The sequence below is a fragment of the Streptomyces sp. NPDC027962 genome, from assembly GCF_055566095.1.
Window position 1 is genome coordinate 19,034 of record NZ_JBVHTA010000046.1, and the last position, 25,420, is coordinate 44,453.

Sequence of the window (25,420 nt, forward strand, 5' to 3'; positions counted from 1 at the left end):
ACGGACCCCGGTGGTAAACAATCGTGCGATCAATCACAACAAGTTTGACGCACGGGCGCGCCTCTCCCTACGGCAGGGGCCCGATCGTGTCCTGATCACCGGGGACCGGGGCGGATGTCGGTGGCGGCCTTTAGGCTGGCCGGGTGTCCAATTCGCCGGTGAGAGCACAGGCCGAGGGGGCTGGGAGCGTGTCCGCCAAGGAGAATTCCGCCGTGGGCGAACAGCGGATGCCCAACTCGGGCAAAAGGAAGAAATCGGTTAAATCGGAATCGCGACTGGCCATGGTCAGACGCGCCCGCCGTATCAACCGGGAGCTGGCCGAGGTCTATCCCTACGCCCACCCCGAGCTCGACTTCGAGAACGCGTTCCAGCTGCTGATCGCGACGGTTCTCTCCGCGCAGACCACCGACCTCCGGGTCAACCAGACGACGCCCGCGCTCTTCGCGAAGTACCCCACGCCGGAGGACCTGGCCGCGGCGAAGCCCGAGGAGGTCGAGGGGCTCATCCGCCCCACCGGCTTCTTCCGGGCCAAGACCAAGGCGATCATGGGCCTGTCCGCCGCCATCCGCGACGACTTCGGTGGCGAGGTCCCCGGCCGGCTGGAGGACCTGGTCTCGCTGCCGGGAGTGGGCCGCAAGACCGCCTTCGTCGTCCTGGGCAACGCCTTCGGCGTCCCCGGCATCACCGTGGACACCCACTTCATGCGGCTCGCCCGGCGATGGAAGTGGACCGAGCAGGACGACCCGGTGAAGATCGAGGCCGAGATCGCCAAGATCTTCCCGAAGAGCGAGTGGACGATGCTCTCCCACCGGGTGATCTTCCACGGCCGCCGTATCTGCCACGCCCGTAAGCCTGCGTGCGGCGCCTGCCCGATCGCACACCTCTGCCCGGCATACGGGGAGGGCGAGACCGACCCCGGGAAGGCGGCCAAGCTCCTGAAGTACGAAATGGGCGGCCGGCCCGGCCAGCGCCTCAAGCCGCCCCCGGACTACCCGGGCGAACCGGCCCCGGCCCTGGGCACGATCGAGTGACGCAGCCCCGAACGGAACGATCGAGGTGCCCCGCGGCGTTGTCTGTGAGGGGGTGCCGATGACACGCACAGGAGAAGAGACGTACAAGCGCTTCGAGCAGCAGAGCGACGGCAAGGTCGTCGTCGACGAGGACGTGGTCGTCACCACGGAGGGCCTGCCAGAGTGGCTCGGCCCCGTGGTGCGCGCTGCAGACACCGTCGAGCCGCACCAGCTCAGCCGCTTCCTGCCGCCCGCGAGCGGCCACGGCCGCCAGTCAGCCGTGCTCGTCCTCTTCGGTGAAGGCGCCAAGGGCCCCGAGCTGCTGCTCATGGAGCGTGCGGGCACCCTCCGGTCGCACGCCGGACAGCCCTCCTTCCCCGGCGGGGCGCTCGATCCCGCGGACGGCGACCCGGCGACCGCAGGCCCTCTGCGCGCCGCGCTGCGGGAGGCCGAAGAGGAGACCGGTCTCGACCCGTCGGGCGTCCAGATCATCGGCGTGCTGCCCAAGCTCTACATCCCGGTGAGCAGTTTTGTCGTGACGCCCGTACTGGGATGGTGGCGCGCCCCCAGCCCGGTCGGAGCGGTCGACCCCGCCGAGACCGCGCGGGTCTTCACCGTGCCCGTGGCAGATCTCACGGACCCGGCCAACCGTGCGACGGCCGTGCACCCGCGCGGTCACGCAGGACCCGCTTTCACGGTCGCAGGGGCTCTGGTCTGGGGTTTCACGGCCGGAGTCATCGACCGGATCCTCCACTTCGCCGGCTGGGAGCGACCATGGGACCGCGCCAAGCAGGTCCCGCTGGACTGGCACGCATGACAGGCTGATCCAGTACTGCGCTCCCGGCGGGGCGCGACATCTCGAAGCGGCAGCGCGCCGTGGGCCGACCCAGCCGGACAGAGCATCCGGCGACGACACTGCGAGGCATGACGGTGAACGTGCTGGACATCCTGTTGCTGGTCGCCGCCGTGTGGTTCGCGATCGTCGGCTATCGTCAGGGCTTCGTCGTCGGCATCCTGTCGGTCATCGGGTTCCTCGGCGGCGGACTCGTCGCCGTCTATCTGCTCCCGGTGATCTGGAATGCGCTGACCGACGACTCGGAAGTGTCCATCACGGCCGCGATAGTCGCCGTCGTCATCGTGATCGTCTGTGCCTCGATCGGCCAGGCCTTCACCACCCATCTCGGCAACAAGCTGCGCCGTTTCATCACCTGGTCACCTGCTCGCGCCCTGGACGCCACCGGCGGCGCGCTGGTCAACGTCGTCGCGATGCTGCTGGTCGCCTGGCTGATCGGCTCCTTGCTCGCCCAGGCGGCGTTGCCCACCGTGGGCAAGGAGGTCCGGAGTTCGAAGGTGCTGCTCGGGGTGGACCGTGTGCTGCCTGATCAGGCCGACACCTGGTTCACGGACTTCACCTCCGTGCTCGCCCAGAACGGCTTCCCGCAGGTCTTCAGCCCGTTCACCAACGAGCCCATCACCGAGGTTAAGGCGCCCGACCCGGCACTCGTCGGCAGTCCCGTCGCAGCACGCGCCAAACAGTCCATCGTCAAGGTCGTCGGCACGGCCCCGAGCTGCGGCAAGGTACTCGAAGGCACCGGCTTCGTCTTCGACCGGCGCCGCGTGATGACCAACGCGCACGTCGTCGGCGGCGTGGACGAGCCGACCGTGCAGATAGGCGGCGAGGGCCGGCTCTACGACGCCAAGGTCGTCCTCTACGACTGGGAGCGCGACATCGCCGTCCTGGACGTCCCCGACCTCAACGCGCGGCCGCTCGAGTTCACCGACTTCGAGGAGGGCGACGCGCGCAGCGGCGACAGCGCGATCGTCGCGGGCTTCCCGGAGAACGGCTCGTACGACGTCCGCTCCGCCCGTATCCGCGGCCGGATCAACGCCAACGGCCCAGACATCTACCACCGCGGCACCGTCCGCCGCGACGTCTACTCACTGTTCGCGACGGTGCGCCAGGGCAACTCCGGCGGTCCGCTGCTCACGACCGATGGCAAGGTCTACGGCGTCATCTTCGCCAGGTCCTTGGACGACGCCGACACCGGCTACGCCCTCACGGCCGACGAGATCCGCGAGGACATCGCCCTGGGCCGTACGGCCAACCAGCAGGTCGACAGTCAGGAATGCGCGCTGTAGAGCGCGGTCCGCGGGGCCCCGGCGCCCGGCCCCCTCGGGCACGGCCCCGGGGCTTCGGGAACTCCGGTCCTGCCGAGGCCCGGCCAATGTGTCACCGGTGATGCCGGGGCAGCGGGGTCAGTCCCGGTGATGGTGGCGCAGGCGCGCGGACACCCAGCGCGCGCGGCGCCTGAGGATGCGCGGAATGCCCATCCCCTGCCCGGGATGCTCGTGGTCCTCGCTCTGAAGGCCACCTGTCTCGTGGGGGATCGGCCCACTGGCCGAGCGGCGGTTGCGTGCTGCGTCACCGTAGTCGTGCGTCCAGCCCATACCCGGACGTGTGCCCGGGCCCCATGGTCGGTAACCGTGTCGGGGGCCGCCAATTGGCCTATGCGCCAGGCAATTGGCTGTTCGTCGGACAACCGTTCTTCCGCGTGCGCGAAAGTGCCACGTCGGCCTACCGGTCGGGCTCGGGGTCCTTGAGCCAGTTGATCAGCTCGTTCGAGAACGCCACCGGATCCTCCTCGTGGGGGAAGTGGCCCAGACCGTCGAACAGCCGCCACCGGTACGGCGCTTCGACGTACTCGCCGGAACCCGCCGCGCTGCGGGTCCGCATCGCCGGATCGAGTGAGCCGTGCAGATGCAGCGTGGGCACCCGCACCGGACGTTTCATCCGCCGGTTGAACTGGATTCCGTCGGGTCGGGCCAACGACCGCACCATCCACCGATACGGCTCGATCGAGCAGTGCGCCGTCGACGGGATGCACATCGCCCGCCGGTAGACGTCGACGGCCTCTTCGCCGAGCGGCTGCGGGCCGGACCAGCTTTCGATCAGCTCGCCCACCAACGCGGCATCGTCCGCGATGAGTTGACGCTCCGGCAGCCACGGACGCTGAAAGCCCCACACGTAGGAGCCCGCACGGCTCTGCGCGAAGTCGGACAGCATCGCCGAACGCCACCGCCGGGGGTGCGGCATCGAGGAGACCGCGAGCCGGCGCACCAGCTTGGGCCGCATCACGGCCGCCGTCCACGCCAGATACCCGCCCAGGTCGTGCCCGACCAAAGCCGCGTCCGGCTCGCCGAGCGAGCGCACGACACCCGTGATGTCCAGCGCGAGGTTGGCGGGGTCGTAACCGCGCGGCGTCCGGTCGCTGCCGCCCACGCCGCGCAGATCCATCGCCACCGCCCGGAAGCCGGCGTCGGCGAGCGCGGTCAGCTGATGGCGCCACGTCCACCAGAACTGCGGGAAGCCGTGCAGCAGCATCACCAGCGGTCCGTCACCCATCTCGGCGATATGGAAGCGGGCACCATTGGCCGCCACGTCGCGGTGGGTCCAGGGACCGTCGATGCGTACGGGACTGCCGAGGGTGCCGAAGCTGCCGTGGCCGGAATCAGGGACCGTCATGCTGATGAGCGTGCCACAACTGCGCACGCCTCGTTCGCCACTGACCGGCCACAGCGGCCGTCGGCCGAGGCTCCGGCCGTACGGCCCATATGGCTCATACGGCGATCTTGTCCTCGCGGGTTCCGCCGGTGAGCTCGGGCTGCCCGGTTCCTCGCGGACGCGGCTTGACGTTGCCCAGTACGGCAGCCGTCTCCTTGGCGGACGCGACTGCCTTCTGCGGGCCCCTGCCTCGCTTCGCCTTCTTCGCGAAAACCATTCCGATCAGGCCGAGCAGGAAGGCCACCAGGACATTGGCCGCAAAGGAGAGCAGGAAGCAGACCGAGATGTGCCAGCCGCTCCAGGCATGGATGCCGTAGGCGAGCGCGAAGCTCAACATCGGCAGCGAGAAGATCAGCACCGCTCCGGCGGCGCTGAACGCGCCGCCGCTGATACCGGCCTTCTTCACGTCCTGCCGCAACTGGGCCTTCGCCAGCGCGATCTCGTCGTGTACCAGCGCGGACATCTCGGCGGTCGCCGAGGCGACCAGCTGGCCGAGACTGCGCTCGGCGCCGACAGCGTTCGCTGTGGTGTTGCCGGGATCGCTCATCGCTGACTCCCTCTCCTCTTCGATTTGCCTTGTCACGAGTCCTGTCAGATCATGCCGGACCGTCGTCGCCGTCGCGCGACGCCCCGGCCGCTTCTGCCATCCTGCGGTGCTCCTCGGCCTTCTTCTCGTAGATCGCGGCCATCCTCAGGTGGTAGGCCGGGTCGTCCTGCTCGTAGACGTCCGGTACCCCGGACATGTCCTCGTCGCGCTCCTCCTCCGCAGACAGGGCCTGGTAGGTGCGTACCCGCAGTTTCAGCAGGACCGCGGCGAGAACGGCGGCGATCAGTGACCCCATCAGTACCGCGGCCTTCACCTCGTCCGTCAGCGTCGCGTCGCCGGCGAAGGCGAGTTCGCCGATGAGCAGCGAGACGGTGAATCCGATGCCGGCGAGTGTGGCGAGCGCCAGGACGTCCGGCCAGGCCAGGTCCTCGTTCAGCTCGGCCTTGGTGAAGCGCGCGGCCAGCCACGTGCCGCCGAAAACACCAAGTACCTTGCCGACCACGAGTCCAAGGACGACGCCCAGGGTCTCGGGCTTGGTGAAGACATCGGTGAGGGAGTCGCCTGTGATGGCGACACCGGCCGAGAACAGCGCGAACAGGGGGACGGCGATACCTGCGGAGAGGGGACGGACCAGATGCTCGATGTGCTCGCCCGGCGAGTGGTCCTCGCCCTCGCGGCGGGAGCAGCGCAGCATCAGGCCCATAGCGACACCGGCGATGGTGGCATGGACGCCGCTGTTGTACATGAGGCCCCAGATGACGAGGGCGAGCGGCACGTACACGTACCAGCCGCGCACCTCCATGCGCAGCAGCAGCCAGAACACGACGAGACCCACTGCTGCGCCGCCGAGGGCGACGAAGTTCAGATCGCTCGTGAAGAAGATGGCGATGATCAGGATCGCGAAGAGGTCGTCGACGACGGCGAGGGTCAGCAGGAAGGCGCGCAGCGCCGACGGCAGGGACGTGCCGATGACCGCCAGCACTGCCAGCGCGAACGCGATGTCGGTGGCCGTCGGGACGGCCCAGCCGGCAGTGGAGCCGCCTCCGGCGGCGGTGACCGCGAGGTACACAAGTGCCGGCATGGCCATGCCGCAGACGGCGGCGATGACGGGCAGAGCGGCGGCCTTGGGGTCGCTCAGTTCGCCGGCGACCAACTCACGCTTGAGCTCGATCCCGGCGACGAAGAAGAAGATCGCCAGCAGCCCGTCGGCGGCCCAGTGCTGGATCGACAGATCGAGGCCGAGCGAGGCGGGGCCGATGTGGAAGTTGCCTACGGAGGTGTAGCTCTCGCTCAGCGGGGTGTTCGCCCAGATCAGCGCGGCGACCGCGGCGACGAGGAGGAGCACGCCCCCCAGGGTCTCGGTGCGCAGAGCGTCCGCGACGTAGTTCCGCTCGGGGAGCGGAAGACGTCCGAGGAACTTGCGGCTGGTGGTGGGGCGGGGCGCGGCCACGGGCTGGGACCTCCGGTCGGGTGGACAGCACAAAACACGTGCCGACCAGACTTCCCGGCGCATCTTGGATCGCACGTTTGCGTCATTGACGCGTTCTTTACCTTACCCGGCGGCAGCCTTGGCAGCCGCGAAGGGCGACCGCAGGCCCCCGGCGCGGTACGCGGGGGCCTGCGTTGCTGCGTAGGGAAACCGCTGGTGTCAGTCCTCGGAGGAGGCGCTCGGCAGCTTCGACTGGATGAGGTCCATCACGGAGGAGTCGGTCAGTGTGGTGACATCGCCGAGCTGCCGGTTCTCTGCCACGTCGCGCAGCAGTCGGCGCATGATCTTTCCGGAGCGAGTCTTCGGCAGCTCGGCCACCGGCAGGATCCGCTTGGGCTTGGCGATCGGGCCGAGGGTCGCGCCCACGTGGTTGCGCAGGTCGTCCACGAGGCTGTCGTCCTCGCTGGCCGTGCCGCGCAGGATCACGAAGGCCACGATGGCCTGCCCGGTTGTCTCGTCCGTGGCGCCCACGACCGCTGCCTCCGCGACCTTGGGGTGGGAGACCAGCGCGGACTCGACCTCGGTGGTCGAGATGTTGTGGCCGGAGACCAGCATCACGTCGTCGACCCGGCCGAGCAGCCAGATGTCGCCGTCGTCGTCCTTCTTGGCGCCGTCGCCCGCGAAGTACTTGCCTTCGAAGCGTGACCAGTAGGTGTCGAGGAAGCGCTGGTCGTCGCCCCAGATGGTGCGCAGCATGGACGGCCACGGTTCGGTGAGGACGAGATAGCCGCCCCCGCCGTTGGGTACCTCGTTGGCCTCGTCGTCCACGACGGTCGCCGAGATGCCGGGCAGCGGGCGCTGCGCGGAGCCGGGCTTGGCATCCGTCACGCCGGGCAGCGGCGAGATCATCATCGCGCCGGTCTCCGTCTGCCACCAGGTGTCCACGACCGGGGTCTTGCCGGCGCCGATGTTCTCCCGGTACCAGATCCACGCCTCGGGGTTGATCGGTTCACCGACAGAGCCGAGGACCCGCAGGCTGCTCAGGTCGAACTTGGCGGGGATGTCGTCGCCCCACTTCATGAACGTCCGGATCGCGGTGGGCGCGGTGTAGAGGATCGTGACGCCGTACTTCTGCACGATCTCCCAGAAGCGGCCCTGGTGGGGGGTGTCGGGCGTGCCCTCGTACATCACCTGTGTCGCACCGTTGGCCAGCGGTCCGTACACGATGTATGAGTGGCCGGTGACCCAGCCGATGTCGGCCGTGCACCAGTAGACGTCCGACTCGGGCTTGAGGTCGAAGACGGCGTGGTGGGTGTAGGCCGTCTGGGTGAGGTAGCCGCCGGATGTGTGCAGGATGCCCTTCGGCTTACCGGTCGTGCCGGACGTGTAGAGGATGAAGAGCGGGTGCTCGGCGTCGAAGGCCTCGGGGGTGTGCTCCGCGGACTGGCGGCCGACGATGTCGTGCCACCACACGTCGCGGCCCTCGGTGAAGGCGGTCTCCTGGCCGGTCCGTCGCACGACGAGCACGTGCTCGACCTGCGGGCAGCGGGTAACTGCTTCGTCGATCGCGGGCTTGAGCGCACTCGGCTTGCCGCGGCGGTAACCGCCGTCGGAGGTGATGACCAGTTTGGCGTCGGCGTCCTGGATGCGGGAGGCAACGGCGTCGGCGGAGAAGCCGCCGAAGACCACGGAGTGCGCGGCGCCGATGCGGGCGCACGCCAGCATCGCGACGGCGGCCTCGGGGATCATCGGCAGGTAGATCGCGACTCGGTCGCCCTTGCGGACGCCGAGCTCGAGCAGGGCGTTGGCGGCCTTGGAGACCTCGTCCTTGAGCTCGGCGTAGGTGATGGCGCGGCCGTCGCCGGGCTCGCCCTCGAAATGGATGGCGACGCGGTCGGCATTGCCCGCCTCGACGTGGCGGTCCACGCAGTTGTACGCCACATTGAGCTTGCCGTCGGCGAACCACTTCGCGAAGGGCGGGTTGGTCCAGTCGAGGGTCTCGGTCGGTTCGGTGGCCCAGTCGAGCCGACGCGCCTGCTCGGCCCAGAAGCCAAGCCTGTCCGCCGCGGCCTGCTCATACGCCTCCGCGGTCACGTTGGCGCTCGCTGCCAGCTCGGCCGGCGGGGCGAACCGCCGCTCTTCCTTAAGAAGGTTGGCCAGGCTCTCGTTGCTCACGACATCTCCCTTTCTCAGGGCGTCTTCTGTGCGTATGTGTCCCAGGCCATAGCTCATCAGCCGGAGGGCCGGGTGACAAGGGCCTTCCGAATATTGGTTTAGACCTATGGGTGCCCCTCGTCCCCGAGCGGTGGGGACGAGGGGCCATACGTTCTCACGGACGCGGTGCGTGAGCGGTTCAACCATGCGCCGCCAGGCAGGCTTGCAGCCACTCAGGTGCTGCGGTCAGGCACGGGACTTCTCCAGTGCGGAGGGGGCGGGTGCCACCCTGTCGAAGACCTCGTCGATCTCATGCTCTGCGGGGTTTGTGAGGAGATACGCCTGGGCCTCGCCGACGTGGAAGTACATCCCGTGCAACTGGAGCGACCCTTCGGCGAGCCGCCGTGCCACCGGCTCATGGGCCCGCAGATGCTCCAGTTGCTGGACGACATTGGTCAGACAGAGCTGTTCTACGGCGTCGGTGGGCAGGCGGCCGGAGATCCTGGCCCAGGAGCGCTGGCGGTTCGTCATGCGCTGCATGCTGGGCATGCCGTGCCGCAGCCAGCGACCGAGCGGTGTGGGGGAGGCCCCCGGCGGGCTGTTGAGCAGTGCCTGCATCGCGCCGCAGCCGGAGTGGCCGCAGACGGTGATCGAGCTCACCTCGAGGATGTCGACCGCGTACTCGATGGCGGCCGCCACGGAGTCGTCCGAACTCTCCTGGCCGGGCAGCGGCACGAAATTGCCGACATTGCGGACGGTGAACAGATCACCGGGTCCGCTCGCCGTGATCATGCTGGTCACGAGCCGGGAGTCGGCGCAGGTGATGAAGAGCTGCGACGGACGCTGACCCTCACGGGCGAGCCGCGCCAGTTCGTCGCGCACCAGCGGGGCGGTGTTGCGCTGGAATGAACTGAGTCCTCTGGCCAGGTGGTGCGGGTCCGTCTTGCGCGGCCGATCGTCGCAGTGGTGGTTGCGCCAGGGCGTCCAAGGGCGGCAGCAGCCGTTCGACTCGTCGGCGGGCTCGCTGATCCGGCTTCCAGCCCGTCCGGTGATCTCGACCGTCCCGCCCTGCGCGGCGTGGGCGGTCTGCCAGTCGTGCAGGGCCTCGTACGCGGCGTGGTCCATGAAGGAGCCGTCCAACTCGACCACGCAGTCGCCACCGTGGGGGACTTGGCTCAGCATCCGGCTCAGCCGGGGCACGGCGAGAAAGGTCAACTGTCCGCGCGCGCGCACCCGGTGGACTCCGTCCTCTTCCTCGACCGTGATCCGGGTTCGCGTCAGCCGGTGCAGCGCCACCGCCACGGCCATCGCGATGCCGATGACGACGCCCTCCAGAACCCCGGTAAGGACCACCGCGGTCAGAGTGGCCGCATAGACGAGCATCTCGCGGTTCTTCCGCACGCTGCGCAGGTGCGTGATGTTGACCATCTGCACGCCGACGACCATGACCAGGGCTGCCAGCGCTGCCAGCGGAATCAGATCGAGGACGGGCACGAGCAGCAGCGCGGCGACTACGACCCAAAGGCCATGCAGCATGGTGGAGTTCCGGCTCACCGCGCCGGCGGCCACGTTTGCGGAACTGCGGACGGCGACACCGGTGATGGGAAGTCCGCCGAGCGCGCCGGACACGACATTCGCCGCGCCTTGGCCCGCCAGCTCGCGGTCGAGGTCGGCCCGCGGGATGCGTACCCGTGGCTTCTTGCGGGCGGCGGCCAGCTTGTCGATGGCGACGGCCGACAGCAGGGACTCGACGCTCGCCACCAGTGTGATGGTGAGTACCGCGGCGAGCAGACCGAGCGCCGGTCCTTCCGGCAACTCGGGCAGTGCGTGCGAGCGCCACGACGGCAGGTCGACCCGAGGCTGGTGCAGTCCGGCGAGCGTGGCGAGCGCGGTTGCCGCTGCCACCGCGGCGAGCGCCGCCGGGACCGTCCGTACGATCCTGCCCGCGCGGCCCGGCACGCGCGGCCACAGAAGCAGCACGGCGACGGTCAGGACACTGACCGACAGTGCCGCCGGGTGGAGATCGGCAAACTGGGCCGGCAGCCCCTGGACATTGCTGACGGCCGAGCTCTGGGGTGTGCCGCCGAGGACGATATGGAGCTGGGCAAGGGCGATGGTGACGCCGATGCCGGCCAGCATGCCGTGGACGATCGCCGGGCTGACCGCGAGGGCGGAGCGCGCCACCCGCAGTGCCGCGAGAGCGAGTTGGCACAGTCCGGCCAGGATGGTGATAGCACAGGTGGTGCGCCAGCCGTAGAGCTGGATCAGCTCGGCGGTGACGACGGTCAGTCCGGCGGCGGGGCCGCTGACCTGCAACGCCGACCCGCCGAGGCGACCGGCGACGATGCCGCCGACAGCGGCCGCGACGAGCCCGGCCTGCAGCGGTGCGCCGGTGGCGAGCGCGATGCCGAGGGAGAGCGGCAGCGCGATCAGGAAGACGGAGACGGACGCGGAGAGATCGGAGCCCGCGATGCGGAAGCGACGGCCGGTGCCGGGCGGCGGACTGTGCGGGCGCTGGAAGCGTGACAGGAGGGCACCGGCGAGGGCCGGCCGCTTCTGCTCGGGCTTGTCGGGCTCGTGAGAAGGGTCGTTGGTGCGGGTGGGGGCGAAGGACATGGTTCCCGTCTCCTCCGGGGCAGCGCGGTCGCGGAATGGGGGGCGCGGCCGTGGGTCACGGCGTGCAGCGGCGGGATCGTCAAACGTTCGGTAAATGGATCGTAATGGCGAGTAAAGACTCGGGCATTATTTTCTGCGCAAATGGGGCAGTCTTTCACCCGATTCGACGATTAGTCATTTGATACGGCTTGTCAGCCGTTCCCTCCCGGCCTCGCGATGCGAGTTTGGCGGTTGCCCCGGGCCACCGTCAGACAGTCATATCGGCACAGGAATGAGGTGGGCGGATGTTGGCCGTCCCGAAGAGGGTTGTCGCCGTCGGCGGCGTCGCCGCGGCATTGGTCGCAGGTTTCGCCGGGTGTTCCGGGTTCGACAGCCTCGAGTCACCGGGCGGTCCAGGAGGCGACGAAGGCGTCGCGACCCCCAAGGGCGCGGTCCGCCTCATCGGTGACGGATCCACCGCGTTCACCGGCGCCCAGCCCGGACTGCTCAAGCCCGAGCGGCTGAAGCCCGGTCAGGCTCCGCCGCAGTTCGTGGTGTTCTCCTGGGACGGCGCCGGCGAGGACAGCCAGAAACTGTTCTCGCACTTCCGTAGGGTCGGCAGGAAGTACGACATGACGATGACGTACTTCCTCAGCGGCGTCTATCTCCTCCCTGAGAAGAAGCGGTCCATGTACGACCCGCCGAAGCACCCGGCCGGAAGCTCGGACATCGGTTTCAACGATGTCCAGGGCATCAAGGACACCGTTCGTGAGCTGCGAGGTGCCTGGCTCGACGGCAACGAGGTGGGCACTCACTTCAACGGCCACTTCTGTGGCGAGCGCGGGGTGGGAAGCTGGTCCGTCGAGGAGTGGAAGAGCGAGATCAGGCAGGCCAAGTCGTTCGTGAAGAACTGGAAGACCAACGCCGGCCTCGCCGGCGCGGAGCCGCTCCCCTTCGACTACGACAAGGAGCTCATCGGCGCCCGCACGCCGTGCCTGGAAGGCAGGAAGAACTTCATGCGGGCCGCAGCTGAGTTGGGCTTTCGCTACGACACCAGCGGCATCAACAACCAGGTGTGGCCCCACAAGGAACTCGGTCTGTGGGATCTTTCCCTCCAACTGGTCCCGGTGCCCGGCCGGGCCTTCGAAACGCTTTCGATGGACTACAACTTCATGGTCAACCAGTCCGGCACGTCCAAGGGCGACCCGTCGAAGCACAGGTACTGGGGCAACCAGATGCGGGACGGCCTGATCAAGGCCTTCTACCGCGCCTACCAGGGCAACCGCGCCCCGCTGATCATCGGCAACCATTTCGAATCATGGAACGGCGGCACGTACATGCGCGCGATCGAGGAGACGATCGCGACGGTGTGTGTGGACAAGGACGTGAAGTGCGTGTCGTTCCGTCAACTCGCCGACTGGCTGGACGCGCAGGACCCGGAGGTGCTGGCAATACTGCGCCAACTGGATGTCGGAGAGGCACCGAAGGGCGGCTGGGATCAGTATCTGGCTGCCAAGTCGGTGGCCGCGGCGGGTCCACCGACTGCCCGGAAGCCGTCCGAGAAGCGCTGATCACGCTTGGATACGACAGCGAGGTCGTCCCCCGGTCGGTGGTGCCCCGGGTCGGCGGTGCCCCGGGTCGGTGGTGCCCCCTGGCAGTGGTGTCCCCGGCCGGCGGTCTCGGCCGGCCGGGGGCAGCCGGTCAGCCGGGTTGCGGCACGAGTGTCTGCTCGCCGAGCACGAAGGCCGGATCGACCTGTGCGGCCAGGTCGGCGCCCGTCTTGGCGTTGCCCCAGCTCTCTGCGTTCTTCAAGTGGAAGTGCACCATCTGGCGGGTGTAGTGCTCCCAGTCGCGGCTCGCGTACGAGTCCTCCGCCGCGTTCTGCAGGGCCTGCAGCGCCATGCGGTTGTCCGCCTCCAGCAGCTCGAAACGGGAAAGTCGCCCCTTCTCCATGGAGCGCACCCACTGCGAGTGCCCGACCGTGACGAGCAGGTCGTCCCCCGTCTCCTCACGGAGGAACTCGATGTCGTCCGGGCCCTGCACCTTGTTGCCCACGACCTTCAGCGCCACGCCGAAGTCGCGGGCGTACTCCTTGTACTGGCGATAGACCGACACGCCCTTGAGCGTCGGTTCGGCGACCAGGAACGTCATGTCGAAACGGGTGAACATGCCCGAGGCGAAGGAGTCGGACCCCGCGGTCATGTCGACCACGACGTACTCGTCCTGGCCGTCGACGAGGTGGTTCAGGCAGAGTTCGACCGCGCCGACCTTGGAGTGGTAGCAGGAGACGCCCAGGTCCGACTCCGTGAAGGGCCCGGTGGCCATGAGCCTGATGTCACCGTCGTCGAGACGGACCGTGCGGGCACAGGCGTCGTACACCGGGTTGTCCTCGACGACGCGCAACAGCCGCGACCCCTCGCCCGGAGGAGTCGTCTTGATCATCGTGTCGGCCGAGGTGATGCGGGGGTTCGAACCGCGCAGATAGTCCTTGATCAGGGGCAGATGCGCCCCCATCGCGGGCAGCGCGGCCGCTTCTGCTTCGTCGAGGCCGAGCGCCACCCCGAGGTGCTGGTTGATGTCGGCGTCCACCGCGACGACGGGGGCTTCATTGGCGGCCAGGTGGCGGATGAAGAGGGATGACAGCGTCGTCTTGCCGCTGCCGCCCTTCCCTACGAAAGCGATCTTCATGTTCACCTAGCGTAGTGGAGTGATTGCACGAGGTGTCCGTCAATCGTGAGGAAGACCACTCCAAGGTGGGGCGCTCGTCCTTGGCGCGTAGCCTCGGTACTTATGAGTACGAACGCCTCGTCGGCCGACCCACTCGCCACGCTCGGCACCCTGCCGGGCGTCGCCGACTCCGTGGACTCCGTGCGCAAGGCCGTCGACCGGGTCTACGGGCACCGGGTCATGCGCCGACGCAGTCACGAGATCACCTCCGAGGCCGCGCTGCGCGGAGCTCGCGGCTCCGCCGCGCTCGCGGGCGCGGACTGGGCGCTGGAGGAGGTCCGCAGGCGCACGGACTTCGGCAGCGAACCCGAGGCGCGTACGGTCGGCGCCGCTCTGCGGCTCACCGCGGAGGCGGGCCAACTGCTGTCCATCTGGCGGCAGTCGCCGCTTCGGGTGCTGGCCCGGCTGCACCTCGTCGCGGCGAGCGGTGCCGGTAGCGATGAGACGGTCGGCCGGCCCCGCCTCTCCGGCGAGACGGTCGACGAGCCGCTGATCGAGGCACCGCTGCCGGACGTGGCCGAGCTGACGGGCCGTCTCGACGGACTGGCGGAGCTGATCATCGCGGGTAGCGAGGCGCCGGCGCTGGTGACGGCGGCGGTGGTGCACGGCGAACTGCTGGCTCTGCGACCCTTCTGCTCGAACAACGGGCTGGTCGCGAGGGCGGCTGAGCGGATCGTGCTCATCGGCAGCGGTCTCGACCCCAAGTCGATCTGTCCGGGGGAGGTCGGCCATGCGGAGCAGGGCAGGGCCGCCTACGTCGCGGCATTCGAGGCGTACCTGGCCGGCACGCCGGAGGGGATGGCCGCGTGGATCAAACACTGCGGCCGTGCGGTGGAGCTCGGCGTCAGGGAGTCGACGGCGGTGTGTGAGGCGCTTCAGCGCGGCGCTGCCTGACTGACCTGCGCGAGCGCCCGGGCCCGACGCACGCGCCCCGACCTCATCACAGGGCAGGGGCGCAGAAGTGCGTGAAAAGGGTTGCGGCGGTACCGGTTTGGTACCGCCGCTGGCACGATCCCCGAGTTACCATGCGTCCTCGAAATTTGCCCATCAGGTCGGGTACTTTGCCCGTCACCTGGTGCGGCTGGCCCGTAATCGACGGGTCGACGTCGCGTGGGTGCTCGGCTTTCATGCTTCGGTCCGTGGGGCCTTTTTGCGTTTAAAGGTGATCCTTTCGGATGAGCCTCGGTCTCGCGGGCCGTTAAATCCTTTGTACTCCGGTGGGCAGCGATGCGGAAGCCCTACCTGCACTTCTTTACTTTTAGGTTCAACAGGGGTGAACCGACCAGGCTGGTCAGGCTGCCTCCGGCTCGCTGCCTTCGGCTCGCCCCCTCCGGCTCGCTCCCTCTGGCGGTTCGGAGCGCGGTCGCTCGAAGTGCGTTCAGCGGGTGGCCTGTGAGGTGATGCTGCGCCGGCGGCTGGCGTACCAGACCAATCCGGCGGTCGCCGCCGCGCCGACCGCCGCGGCTGCCACGAGTGCCGGCCGCGGGGTCATGGAGAAGGCCGGCAGCCGCCGCTTGAGCCGTACCGGACGGTTGAAGTCGAGAATCGGCCAATCCCGCAGGGTTGCCTCACGGCGGAGTTCGCGCCCCGGATTGACGGCGTAGGGATGTCCGACCGACTTCAGCATCGGGACGTCGGTGACGGAGTCGCTGTACGCGTAGCAGCGAGCCAGGTCGTACCCCTCGGATGCGGCGAGTTCCCTCACCGCCTCCGCCTTGGTCGGCCCGTACGCGTAGTACTCCACCTCGCCGGTGTAGCAGCCGTCCTCGCCGACCACCATGCGGGTGGCCACGACCCGGTCGGCGCCGAGCAGCTCACCGATCGGTTCGACGACCTCGGCGCCGGAGGTGGAGACGATGACCACGTCACGGCCGGCGGCGTGGTGCTCCTCGATGAGCGACGCGGCCTCGTCATAGATGATCGGGTCGATCAGGTCGTGGAGCGTCTCGGCGACGATCTCCTTCACCTGCTGGACGTTCCAGCCCTTGCAGAGCGCCGAGAGGTACTGACGCATCCGTTCCATCTGGTCGTGGTCCGCGCCCCCCGCGAGAAAAACGAACTGGGTATAGGCAGTACGCAGCACGGCGCGCCGGTTGATCAGCCCGCCTTGGTAGAAGGACTTGCTGAAGGTCAGAGTCGATGACTTCGCAATGACCGTCTTGTCCAGGTCAAAGAAGGCGGCTGTGCGCGGCAAGGAGTGGTTTTCCACGAGCCTGAGCATATGTGCCCGCCATTCGGCGTACGCTGGCGCGTGTGGGTTTGCCTGAGAAGGCTCTCGGGTACACCATGGAAGTCACGGATCGTTCGCGACCGTGCTAACCCGGTCCGGCTCCTCCCCCCCCGAGTCGGCCGGAGAGACGACCCCCGCTCTCCCCCCCGGCGGGGGTCGTCGCATGTCCGGGCATGTTTCCCGGTTTTCCCGCGCTCGCAGCCGCTTCCGCGCCCCTCGCGCCGGCCTCGGCGCCACCGGACGACTCACCCTCAGATTTGTCACTCTGAGTAGTGGTCGTGCTGCTCTCCGGCAACCGTGCCGGCGGGCCCGGCAGGAGGCTCGAGTGGCCCTCCGAGGGGCGTCCATGAGTCGTTCAGGACTCACCGGTATGAGCTACGGGGATATTCACAAGTGGCTAGTTGTCCACAGTTTTTCAGCAAGATCCACACGATTTTTCACCGGGCTGCACCGTGATTCCAGCCGCGTAAGTCGCGGGCCGAAGGAATCACGGATCTCGATGCGATGCGAGATCGCAGACGGAAGAGGTGGAGATCGTGGCCGGATCCATCACATCGGACCGTCCGCACGCCGCGGAGGAGCGGCGGGACGGACCCCTGATCGTCACGGAGGACATGGACCTGCTCGACGATCTGCTGCGCCTGTGCGCAGCGGCGGGAGCCGAGCCCGACGTCCACCATTCGCTGCCCGAGCGGAAGGGAGGCTGGGAGGACGCACCGCTCGTCCTCGTCGGTGACGACGCTGCCGGGCGGTGCAGAGGCGCTGCACGCCGACGCGGGGTGCTGCTCGTGGGCCGGGACCAGGACGACCCGGAAGTCTGGCGGCGTGCGGTGGAGATCGGCGCCGACTGCGTACTGCGGCTGCCCGACGCCGAGAGCTGGCTCGTCGACCGCATCGCGGACGTGGTCGAGGGCGTCGGCCGCCAGGCCCTCACTGTCGGAGTGATCGGCGGTCGTGGCGGCGCAGGCGCCTCGACGCTGGCGACGGCGCTGGCTGTGACAGCGGCGCGTGGGGGTCGGCGCACGATGCTCGTCGACGGCGATCCGCTGGGCGGCGGGCTCGATGTGCTGCTCGGGGGAGAGCACATCGAGGGCAGGCGCTGGCCGGATTTCGCCGCTTCGAAGGGTCGTGTCGCAGGCGGCGCGCTGGAGGAGTCGCTACCGGCGTTGCATGCCCTGCGGGTGCTCAGTTGGGACCGCGGTGATTCCGTGGTGATCCCCCCTGAGGCCATGCGGTCGGTCCTCGCGGCAGCCCGCAGGCGGGGCGGGGTGGTGGTCGTCGATCTGCCGCGCCGCGTCGACGAAGGCGTGGCGGAGGCGCTGGCGCAGTTGGACCTCGGGCTGCTGGTCGTGCCGGGCGAACTGCGGGCGGTTGCCGCGGCCGGCAGGGTCGCCTCGGCCGTGGGCATGATCCTCCCGGATCTGCGTGCGGTGGTGCGTGGGCCGTATGCGCCCGGGCTGGACGAACAGTGGGTGGCTGATGCGCTCGGGCTGCCGCTCGCCGGCGAGCTCCCCGTCGAGCCCGGCCTGCCGTCGGCGGAGAGCGGAGGAGCACCGCCGGGCGCCAGCGGCCGCGGGCCCCTAGCCAAGTTCTGCGCGGCGTTCTGGGAGCGGGCCCTGGCCGGGGAGGGAGTCTCATGAGCGCCGGGCTACTGGAGGCCGTACGGCAGCGGCTTGCCGAGAGCGGGGCGGAGCCCACGCCGGCACGGGTGGCGGCGGCGCTGCGGGCGCAGGGAAGGCTACTCGGGGATGCCGAAGTGCTCGGCGGCACGGAGAGGTTGCGGTGCGAGCTGGTGGGCACAGGGCCGCTGGAGCCGCTGCTGGCGGACCCGTCGGTCACGGATGTGCTGGTCTCCGCACCGGACCGCGTGTGGGTGGACCGGGGCAGGGGGCTGGAGCTCACGAAGGTGACGTTTGCCGATGCGGCGTCGGTGCGCAGACTGGCCCAGCGGCTTGCTGCGGTCGCCGAGCGGAGGCTGGACGACGCCCGCCCGTGGGTCGATGCCCGTCTGCCGGACGGGACACGGATGCATGCCGTGATCCCTCCCGTGGCGGTCGGCTCGACTTGTCTGTCGCTGCGCGTCGTGCGACCCCGGGCCTTCTCCGTAGAGGAGTTGGTGGCCGAGGGGACCGTGCCGCCCGACGGCGACAGGCTGTTGCGGGCGCTCATCGAGGCGCGGTTGTCGTTTCTGATCAGTGGCGGCACCGGGTCGGGGAAGACGACACTGCTGAGCAGCCTGCTGGGGATGGTGGGAGAGCGGGAGCGCATCGTGCTGGCCGAGGACTCGGCCGAACTACGGCCCGAGCACCCCCACGTGGTGCGGCTCGAGTCGCGCACGGCGAACCAGGAGGGCGCGGGCCGGGTGACGCTGCAGGACTTGGTCCGGCAGGCGCTGCGGATGCGTCCGGATCGGCTCGTCGTGGGAGAGGTGCGAGGCGCCGAGGTGACGGAGCTTCTGGCGGCCCTCAACACCGGCCACGAGGGTGGCTGCGGCACTGTGCACGCCAATGCTGCGGCGGATGTCCCGGCGCGACTCGAGGCCCTGGGTACGGCGGCCGGTCTCGACAGGGCAGCTCTGCACAGCCAGTTGGCGGCGGCGCTCTCGGTGGTGATCCATCTCGTACGCGACGGGGCCGGACTGCGCCGAGTTGCCGAGATCCATGTGCTGGAGCGGGACCCGGCCGGGTGGGTGGTCACTGTACCGGCGCTGAGGTGGGGCGAGAGGGCGTTCACAGCCGAGGCCGGGTGGGGACGCCTGCGGACCCTGGTCGGTGATGCGCTGTGACCACTGTCCAGTCGATGTGTGCTGCGGCAATGTGCCTGGGGGCGGCGGCATGGCTGATGTCCGGGGGCCAAGGACGAGGGGTGAAACGGGCGCGGCTGCTGTTCGCGGACGGCGGTGAGGCGGCACTGCCCCCGTGGTGGTCGTGGGAGCGGCTGCTGCCGGTGATCAGGCTGCGGAGGGAGTGGCTGTGCCTGCCGGTGGCGCTGATGCTGGCGGTTGCCGGCGAGTCCCCGTTGGCGCTGATCGCCGGAGCCGTCGCGGTGCCCTTGGTACGACGCTGGTTGCGGGCCAGGGAGCGGGGCCAGGACGAGGACCGACGGGCCGAGGGGGTCATCGGTCTGTGCGGAGCGACTGCGGGCGAGTTGAGGGCTGGCCTGCAGCCGGGGCAGGCGCTGGTGTATGCGGCCGGGTCGACGGATGTGCTCGGTGATGCGGAGGCCTCGGTGCTGGCCGCCGCGAGGTTCGGCGGAGATGTGCCTGGGGCGCTGAGGGACGCGGCACGGCAGCCGGGCGCGGAGGGGCTGGTCGGGGTTGCTGCCTGCTGGCGGGTGGCCGTGGACGGCGGCGCGGGTCTGGCCGCCGGACTGGACCGTCTGGAGGCGGCTCTGCAGGCCGAGAGAGACCAACGCGCGGAACTGAAGTCCCAGTTGGCCGGCGCGTGGTCGACCATCGTTCTCCTCGCACTGCTTCCCGTGGCCGGCCTGGTCATGGGATGGGCGCTGGGCGCGGATCCGCTGCGAGTCCTGTTCCACACCCCTGCGGGTATCGCCTGCCTGGTGCTCGGGGGCCTTCTGGAGGCGGCGGGGCTCTGGTGGGCCGGCCGGATCGTACGCGCCGGAGAGAAGTCGTGAACGGCGAGTTCGTCCACAGGCTGGGGGTACTGGCGGCCGCCCTCACCGCCCTGGCCTGCCTGGCCTCCTCGATGGCCGCGAGGCGAAGCGAGAAGGGGACGCGAGCGAGAGGGCAGGCGCTCCTGTCGGTCGCCCGCGAGCCGCGGCGCGGGCGAGTGGACATCGGAGCCTTTGTGAGGCGATGGTCCGCCCCTCTCGGGGTGGTCGCCCTCGGATGGGTCCTGATCGGCGGGGTGGCAGGTGGCGCGGTGGGGGCCGCAGGGGCGTACGGCGTGCGGTGGTGGCAGCGTGGCCGTGAACGAACGGGCGCAGACGAGACCGACGCCATGAGGGGTGCGGCACACCAACTGCCCCTGGCGGCAGACCTCCTGGCGGCCTGCATCTCGGCCGGTGCGGGACCGCGTGAAGCCGCCGAGGCGGTCGGTGAGTCTCTGGGAGGCCCGGTCGGTGCCCGCCTCGCCCGGACCGCCGCTCAATTGCGGCTCGGGGCCGAAGCGGCACCCGCCTGGGGTTGGTTCGGCGAGATACCGGGCGCCGAGCCACTGGCCCGATGCCTGGAGCGGGCCGACTCCACCGGCGCGCCGGCGGCGGAACCGGTGTCGCGGCTGGCGGAGCGATTCCGCGCCGAGCGGGCCCGCGCGGTCACCGGCCAAGGACGCAGGGCACAGGTGTTGATCACTGCCCCGGTGGGGCTGTGCTTCCTTCCCGCGTTCCTCGCGGTCGGGGTGGCGCCGGTGGTGATCGGCCTGGCCGACGGGCTATTGCGCGGCAACTGACGGTCGAGCCCGCGCCTCATGACAACCACAGCAGTAGCAGCGGTAACGGCGATCACAGCAGCACAGCAATCACAGCAATCACGAGAACTTCGGCAACGGGAGGTCGAGCATGTGGAAGACGATGTGCGGTCGGTGGCGCGCGCTGCGCCGCAGGATGCGCAACGACAGCGGAATGACGACGTCCGAGTACGCGATGGGAACGATCGCTGCCTGCGCCTTCGCGGCGGTGCTCTACAAGATCGTCACCAGTGGCACCGTCTCGGGCGCGCTGGAAGCGGTGATCGGGAAGGCGCTCGATGCGCAGTTCTGAGCTGCTTCATGGCGCCAAGGGCCGCGACAGGGGCTCTGTGACGGCGGAGGCGGCGGTTGCGGTGCCGGCCCTTGTGGTCTTCACCATGGCGCTCGTCTGGGCGTTGATGGCCGCCTCCGCGCAGATCCAGTGCGTGGACGCGGCGAGGGCCGGTGCTCGTGCCGCGGCCAGGTCGGAGCCACGGGCGGCCGCTCTCGCCGCCGCCCGGTCCGCGGCGCCGAGAGGCGCCGAGGTCACGTTGGCCCGTACCGGGAACCTCTGGCGCGTACGTGTCGAGGCAGACACCCCCGGGCCAGGTCCACTGGTGCTGACCCTGAGCGCCGACGCGGCGGCGCTCGCCGAGGACACCACGGGACAGGAGCCCCGGACCACGGGGTACCGGGCGGCCCGGGGCGAGAATCAGGAGATCGTGAGACCGGTCCTCGTGCGCGCGGACCGGGCGGGTCGGGACGCCGTCACCGGCGTTGCCGATCGGGGCCTCGGCGCCCCGGTGAGTGTTCTGCCTGGCGACGGCTCATCCGCCGCCCTGGCGGGCGCTGAGGAGATGGCGCCGTGAGCGTGACGGGGGACCGCGGCTCGGCGACCGTATGGGTGGCCATGGCGACCACCGTGCTGTGCGCGGTCTTCGCGATCGTCCTGGCGATGGGCCAGGCGGTGGTCGCCCGGCACCGCGCGGGAGCCGCCGCCGACCTCGCGGCGCTCGCCGCGGCCGACAACGCTCTGCGGGGCACGGCCGAGGCCTGCGCGAAGGCGGCCGAGGTGGGCCGGGCGCAGGACGCGGAGGTGGTGCGCTGCGCCGTGACAGGGGAGAACGCCGACGTCACGGCACGGGCCCGCTTTGGCCCGTATGCCCCGGAGGTCAGGGCGCGGGCGGGGCCGCCGCTGTTTCAGGAGCCGTCGGGGCCGCCCGGAGAAGCTCCGTGAGCAGCCGGACCGCACCCCTCTTGTGCAGCGGATCGTTGCCGTTGCCGCATTTGGGCGACTGGATGCACGACGGGCAGCCCGCTTCGCACTCGCACGATGCGATCGCCTCCCGGGTGGCGGTGAGCCACTCGCGCGCCGTGTGGAAGGCCCGCTCGGCGAAGCCGGCGCCGCCCGGGTGCCCGTCGTACACGAAGACGGTCGGCAACAGCGTGTCCGGATGGAGCGGTACGGAGACGCCTCCGATGTCCCAGCGGTCACAGGTGGCGAAGAGCGGAAGCATCCCGATGGAGGCGTGCTCGGCGGCGTGCAGGGCACCGCCCAACTGCTCCGGGTTGATGCGGGCGGCGTCCAGTTGGTCCTCGGTGACCGTCCACCACACGGCTCGGGTGCGCAGGGTCCGCGGGGGGAGGTCGAGTTTCGTCTCGCCGAGTACCTCCCCGGTGATGAGTCTGCGACGGAGGAAGGAGACGACCTGGTTGGTGACCTCGACGGAGCCGTAGCAGAGGCGACCGTCGCCCCAGGGGATCTCGGTCTCGGTTTCGAGCACGGAGATGGAGGTGGTGTCACGGGCGGTGGTCGAGTAGGGCGGGTTGGCCTCGGCGACCAGGGCCACGGAGTCGTCCAGGTCCAGACGCTCGACGAGGTAGGTGCGGCCCTGGTGCAGGTGCACTGCGCCGTCGTGGACCGCGGTGTGGGCGGCGCCTTCGTCGACTGTGCCGAGCAGCCGGCCGGTGGCGGCCTCGACGATCTGGACCGGCCGACCGCCCTCGCCGCGGAGGTCGGTGAGGTCCGCGGCTCGTTCGCGGCGGGTCCAGTGCCAGCCGGAGGCGCGCCGACGGAGCAGCCTGGCCGCTTCGAGTTGCGGCATGAGAGCGGCCGTGGCGGGGCCGAAGAGTTCGAGGTCGGCCTCGGTGAGGGGCAGTTCGGCGGCGGCCGCGCACAGATGGGGGGCGAGCACATAGGGATTGTCGGGGTCGAGAACGGTGGATTCCACCGGTCGGTCGAACAAGGCCTCGGGGTGGTGGACGAGGAAGGTGTCCAGCGGGTCGTCGCGGGCCACGAGGACCGCGAGAGCGCCCTGGCCCGAGCGCCCCGCCCGACCGGCCTGCTGCCACAGGGAGGCCCGTGTGCCGGGATATCCCGCGATGACGACGGCGTCCAGGCCGGCGACGTCGACGCCGAGCTCCAGGGCGGTGGTGGCCGCCAGGCCGAGGAGCTCGCCGGAATGGAGGGCCCGCTCGAGGGCCCGGCGCTCCTCGGGCAGATAGCCGCCCCGGTAGGCGGCGACACGCCCGGGCAGGGAGCGGTCCACTTCGGCGAGGCGTTCCTTGGCGATCACCGAGATCAGTTCGGCGCCGCGGCGCGAGCGGACGAAGGCCACGCTGCGCACGCCCTGGACCGTCAGGTCGGTCAGGAGGTCTGCGGTCTCGGCGGTCGCCGTGCGGCGTACCGGCGCGCCCTTCTCGCCCTGGAGTTCGGTGAGGGGCGGCTCCCACAGGGCGAAGACCAGCTCGCCGCGCGGCGAGGCGTCATCGGCGACCTCGTGGACGGGCAGGCCGGTGAGCCGGCAGGCGGCGACGGCCGGTTCCGCGGCGGTGGCGGAGGCGAGCAGGAAGACGGGATTAGCACCGTAGCGGGCGCATACACGGCGAAGACGGCGCAGCACCTGGGCGACGTGGGAGCCGAAAACGCCCCGGTAGGTGTGGCACTCGTCGATCACGACGTAGCGCAGGGAGCGCAGGAAGGAGGACCAGCGGGGGTGGGAGGGGAGTATCCCGCGGTGCAGCATGTCGGGGTTGGTGAGGACGTAGTTGGCGTACTGGCGGACCCATTCGCGTTCCTCGACGGGTGTGTCGCCGTCGTAGACCGCCGGGCGGACGCGGTTGCCCAACGGGGCGGCCAGTTCCTTCACGGCGCGGCGCTGGTCGGCGGCGAGGGCTTTGGTGGGTGCCAGGTACAGCGCGGTGGTTCCACGGCCATTGGCCGCCTCGGCACCGTCGAGCAGGGTGCTGAGGACGGGCGCGAGGTACGCGAGGGACTTGCCGGACGCGGTGCCGGTCGCGATGACCACGGACTCGCCGTCCAGAGCGTGCTCGGCGGCGGCCGCCTGGTGCGCCCAGGGGTGGTCGATCCCGGCATGCCGGACAGCGCTGATCACTTCTGTTCGGATGCGGTCCGGCCAGAGGGCATGCCTGCCCGGTCGAGGGGGCAGGTGCTCCGTATGAGTGATGCGCGCAGCCCGACTCGCACCTGCGGCGAGCCGGTCGAGAACCGTGCCGGGAGAGGGGCGGTTCTCCCCGCTCTCGGGCGGTCGACTGGGACGGTGTTTCTTGGCCATCGGCACCGAGTGTGTCACTGGCGTGACGGACAATGGTCCCAAGGCGTCGTGCATGGCTGCCGGTAAGTGATTGAATGCCATCGCGGCTGGCGATCGTCCTCCGGCTCCGTCGGGGAGACCTCAGGGGGCGGCCGCTCGATAGCAAGGTGCTGGAGGATCCGTGGACCTGTCCCTGTCGACTCGCAATGTGTCCGGACCTGGTGGCGACCGTACGGTCGTCGAGGTCGGTGGCGAGATTGATGTGTATACCGCGCCCAAGCTGCGCGAGCAGTTGGTCGAGTTGGTGAACGACGGCAGCTACCACCTGGTTGTCGACATGGAGGGCGTGGACTTCCTCGACTCCACCGGCCTCGGTGTGCTCGTGGGTGGCCTCAAGCGTGTCCGTGCGCACGAGGGCTCCCTGCGCCTGGTCTGCAACCAGGAGCGCATTCTCAAGATCTTCCGGATCACGGGTCTGACCAAGGTGTTCCCGATTCACACCACGGTCGACGAAGCCGTCGCCGCAACCGACTGACGGTCGGCCGGAGACCCGGAAGCAGGGAGGGGCACCGGGCATCCAGCCCGGGCCCCTGAGAGGCACGCCCGCCCGTACGTCCGAGGGGGACCGCATGGCCACCGTTGAGCTGCGCTTCAGCGCCCAGCCCGAGCACGTCAGGACGGCCAGACTGGTCGCCGCTGCTGTGGCTCGCCGTGCCGGGGTCGAGGAGGCAGTGCTGGACGAGGTCCGCCTCGCCGTGGGCGAGGCCTGCAGCCGGGCTGTCGGGCTGCACCGCAGCCACGGCATCACCGCGCCCGTACGGGTGGTGCTGTCCGAGGAGGAGAAGACCTTCTCCATCGAGGTGGGAGACGAGGTGCCGACGTCGGGCGTCGGCTCCGCAGTGGTCTCCGGCAACGGTGGCGACGCGCCGGAGGACTTCGACGCGGAGGGCGAGGACGAGATGGGCCTCGCCGTCATCAGTGGCCTCGTCGACGACGTGGAGGTCTCCTCCACCGAGGGCGGCGGGGTGATCCGGATGAGCTGGCCGTCGTCGGTGCTCACCGCACGTTGACCGGACCCGCACGTTGACCGGACCCGTGCCGGACCGGACAGTCTTGGGGGCCGGCGTCCCGGGCGCATCCCGCTGACGGACCCAGCCGCCCCGGATATCGATCTTTTCATCGTCTGATCATTTTGATACAAAG

The 25,420-nt window shown here is 69.7% G+C and carries 23 protein-coding genes; 14 read left to right on the forward strand and 9 right to left on the reverse strand.

What is annotated here, in order from left to right; all coding sequences use genetic code 11:
* Positions 1-227: 227 nt before the first annotated feature.
* The 3 genes from nth to ACZ4SA_RS31060 all read left to right on the forward strand — a co-directional run bounded on the left by nth (position 228) and on the right by ACZ4SA_RS31060 (position 3,149).
* Complete coding sequence (gene nth, locus ACZ4SA_RS31050; protein WP_468281169.1) at positions 228-1,031, forward strand: endonuclease III; 804 nt, start codon at positions 228-230, stop codon at positions 1,029-1,031.
* A 58-nt stretch (positions 1,032-1,089) separates the two neighbouring features.
* Positions 1,090-1,827: an NUDIX hydrolase gene (locus tag ACZ4SA_RS31055; protein ID WP_468281103.1), complete on the forward strand. Its 738-nt coding sequence runs from the start codon at positions 1,090-1,092 to the stop codon at positions 1,825-1,827.
* A 113-nt stretch (positions 1,828-1,940) separates the two neighbouring features.
* On the forward strand, positions 1,941-3,149 hold the full coding sequence (locus ACZ4SA_RS31060; protein ID WP_468281170.1) for a MarP family serine protease: 1,209 nt from the start codon (positions 1,941-1,943) through the stop codon (positions 3,147-3,149).
* Between the two features lie 117 nt (positions 3,150-3,266).
* Here ACZ4SA_RS31060 and ACZ4SA_RS31065 read toward each other — a convergent pair whose 3' ends face one another.
* The 6 genes from ACZ4SA_RS31065 to ACZ4SA_RS31090 all read right to left on the reverse strand — a co-directional run bounded on the left by ACZ4SA_RS31065 (position 3,267) and on the right by ACZ4SA_RS31090 (position 11,318).
* A complete protein-coding gene (locus ACZ4SA_RS31065; protein ID WP_468281105.1) occupies positions 3,267-3,458 on the reverse strand; it encodes a hypothetical protein in 192 nt (63 codons plus the stop codon).
* 127 nt (positions 3,459-3,585) lie between these two features.
* Entirely contained in the window at positions 3,586-4,533 is a 948-nt protein-coding gene (locus ACZ4SA_RS31070; protein WP_468281107.1) for an alpha/beta fold hydrolase, read from the reverse strand.
* 94 nt (positions 4,534-4,627) lie between these two features.
* Complete coding sequence (locus ACZ4SA_RS31075) at positions 4,628-5,119, reverse strand: phage holin family protein (RefSeq protein WP_468281109.1); 492 nt, start codon at positions 5,117-5,119, stop codon at positions 4,628-4,630.
* 49 nt (positions 5,120-5,168) lie between these two features.
* Complete coding sequence (nhaA, locus tag ACZ4SA_RS31080; protein ID WP_468281111.1) at positions 5,169-6,569, reverse strand: Na+/H+ antiporter NhaA; 1,401 nt, start codon at positions 6,567-6,569, stop codon at positions 5,169-5,171.
* Positions 6,570-6,767: 198 nt separating this feature from the next.
* The gene (gene acs / locus ACZ4SA_RS31085) at positions 6,768-8,723 is read right to left on the reverse strand and encodes an acetate--CoA ligase (protein ID WP_468281113.1); all 1,956 of its coding nucleotides are present in this window, start codon (positions 8,721-8,723) and stop codon (positions 6,768-6,770) included.
* Between the two features lie 225 nt (positions 8,724-8,948).
* The gene (locus ACZ4SA_RS31090) at positions 8,949-11,318 is read right to left on the reverse strand and encodes a SulP family inorganic anion transporter (protein WP_468281115.1); all 2,370 of its coding nucleotides are present in this window, start codon (positions 11,316-11,318) and stop codon (positions 8,949-8,951) included.
* Between the two features lie 284 nt (positions 11,319-11,602).
* Here ACZ4SA_RS31090 and ACZ4SA_RS31095 point away from each other — a divergent pair, with 284 nt between their 5' ends.
* Entirely contained in the window at positions 11,603-12,868 is a 1,266-nt protein-coding gene (locus ACZ4SA_RS31095; RefSeq protein ID WP_468281117.1) for a polysaccharide deacetylase family protein, read from the forward strand.
* 130 nt (positions 12,869-12,998) lie between these two features.
* Here the strand turns inward: ACZ4SA_RS31095 and ACZ4SA_RS31100 are convergent, their stop codons facing one another.
* Positions 12,999-13,985, reverse strand: a complete 987-nt coding sequence (locus tag ACZ4SA_RS31100) for an ATP-binding protein (RefSeq protein WP_468281119.1) — start codon at positions 13,983-13,985, stop codon at positions 12,999-13,001.
* 102 nt (positions 13,986-14,087) lie between these two features.
* Between ACZ4SA_RS31100 and ACZ4SA_RS31105 the strand changes: the two genes are divergently transcribed.
* The gene (locus tag ACZ4SA_RS31105) at positions 14,088-14,918 is read left to right on the forward strand and encodes a Fic family protein (protein ID WP_468281121.1); all 831 of its coding nucleotides are present in this window, start codon (positions 14,088-14,090) and stop codon (positions 14,916-14,918) included.
* Positions 14,919-15,402: 484 nt separating this feature from the next.
* On the opposite strand, the gene ACZ4SA_RS31110 is transcribed toward ACZ4SA_RS31105, so the two are convergent.
* Positions 15,403-16,245, reverse strand: a complete 843-nt coding sequence (locus ACZ4SA_RS31110) for an HAD family hydrolase (protein ID WP_468281122.1) — start codon at positions 16,243-16,245, stop codon at positions 15,403-15,405.
* 545 nt (positions 16,246-16,790) lie between these two features.
* Between ACZ4SA_RS31110 and ssd the strand changes: the two genes are divergently transcribed.
* From ssd to ACZ4SA_RS31145, 7 genes are all read left to right on the forward strand, one after another.
* Positions 16,791-17,894, forward strand: a complete 1,104-nt coding sequence (gene ssd / locus ACZ4SA_RS31115) for a septum site-determining protein Ssd (RefSeq protein ID WP_468281124.1) — start codon at positions 16,791-16,793, stop codon at positions 17,892-17,894.
* Positions 17,891-19,039, forward strand: a complete 1,149-nt coding sequence (locus ACZ4SA_RS31120; RefSeq protein WP_468281126.1) for a TadA family conjugal transfer-associated ATPase — start codon at positions 17,891-17,893, stop codon at positions 19,037-19,039. Before ssd ends, ACZ4SA_RS31120 begins: the two co-directional genes overlap by 4 nt.
* 14 nt (positions 19,040-19,053) lie before the next feature.
* Positions 19,054-19,890 (forward strand): type II secretion system F family protein, encoded by an 837-nt coding sequence (locus tag ACZ4SA_RS31125; protein WP_468281128.1) that lies wholly within the window; start codon positions 19,054-19,056, stop codon positions 19,888-19,890.
* Entirely contained in the window at positions 19,887-20,666 is a 780-nt protein-coding gene (locus tag ACZ4SA_RS31130; RefSeq protein WP_468281130.1) for a type II secretion system F family protein, read from the forward strand. The genes ACZ4SA_RS31125 and ACZ4SA_RS31130 overlap by 4 nt, the downstream gene beginning before the upstream one ends.
* Before the next feature lie 109 nt (positions 20,667-20,775).
* A complete protein-coding gene (locus ACZ4SA_RS31135; RefSeq protein ID WP_468281132.1) occupies positions 20,776-20,976 on the forward strand; it encodes a DUF4244 domain-containing protein in 201 nt (66 codons plus the stop codon).
* Positions 20,963-21,532 (forward strand): TadE family type IV pilus minor pilin, encoded by a 570-nt coding sequence (locus ACZ4SA_RS31140; RefSeq protein WP_468281134.1) that lies wholly within the window; start codon positions 20,963-20,965, stop codon positions 21,530-21,532. Before ACZ4SA_RS31135 ends, ACZ4SA_RS31140 begins: the two co-directional genes overlap by 14 nt.
* Complete coding sequence (locus ACZ4SA_RS31145) at positions 21,529-21,900, forward strand: Rv3654c family TadE-like protein (RefSeq protein ID WP_468281136.1); 372 nt, start codon at positions 21,529-21,531, stop codon at positions 21,898-21,900. Before ACZ4SA_RS31140 ends, ACZ4SA_RS31145 begins: the two co-directional genes overlap by 4 nt.
* On the opposite strand, the gene ACZ4SA_RS31150 is transcribed toward ACZ4SA_RS31145, so the two are convergent.
* The gene (locus ACZ4SA_RS31150; protein ID WP_468281138.1) at positions 21,836-24,319 is read right to left on the reverse strand and encodes a DEAD/DEAH box helicase; all 2,484 of its coding nucleotides are present in this window, start codon (positions 24,317-24,319) and stop codon (positions 21,836-21,838) included. The genes ACZ4SA_RS31145 and ACZ4SA_RS31150 overlap by 65 nt on opposite strands.
* Positions 24,320-24,398: 79 nt before the next feature.
* Here ACZ4SA_RS31150 and ACZ4SA_RS31155 point away from each other — a divergent pair, with 79 nt between their 5' ends.
* Both ACZ4SA_RS31155 and ACZ4SA_RS31160 read left to right on the forward strand, forming a co-directional pair.
* Entirely contained in the window at positions 24,399-24,752 is a 354-nt protein-coding gene (locus tag ACZ4SA_RS31155; protein WP_003967428.1) for an STAS domain-containing protein, read from the forward strand.
* A 94-nt stretch (positions 24,753-24,846) separates the two neighbouring features.
* Positions 24,847-25,287, forward strand: a complete 441-nt coding sequence (locus tag ACZ4SA_RS31160; protein WP_468281140.1) for an ATP-binding protein — start codon at positions 24,847-24,849, stop codon at positions 25,285-25,287.
* Positions 25,288-25,420 lie beyond the last annotated feature (133 nt).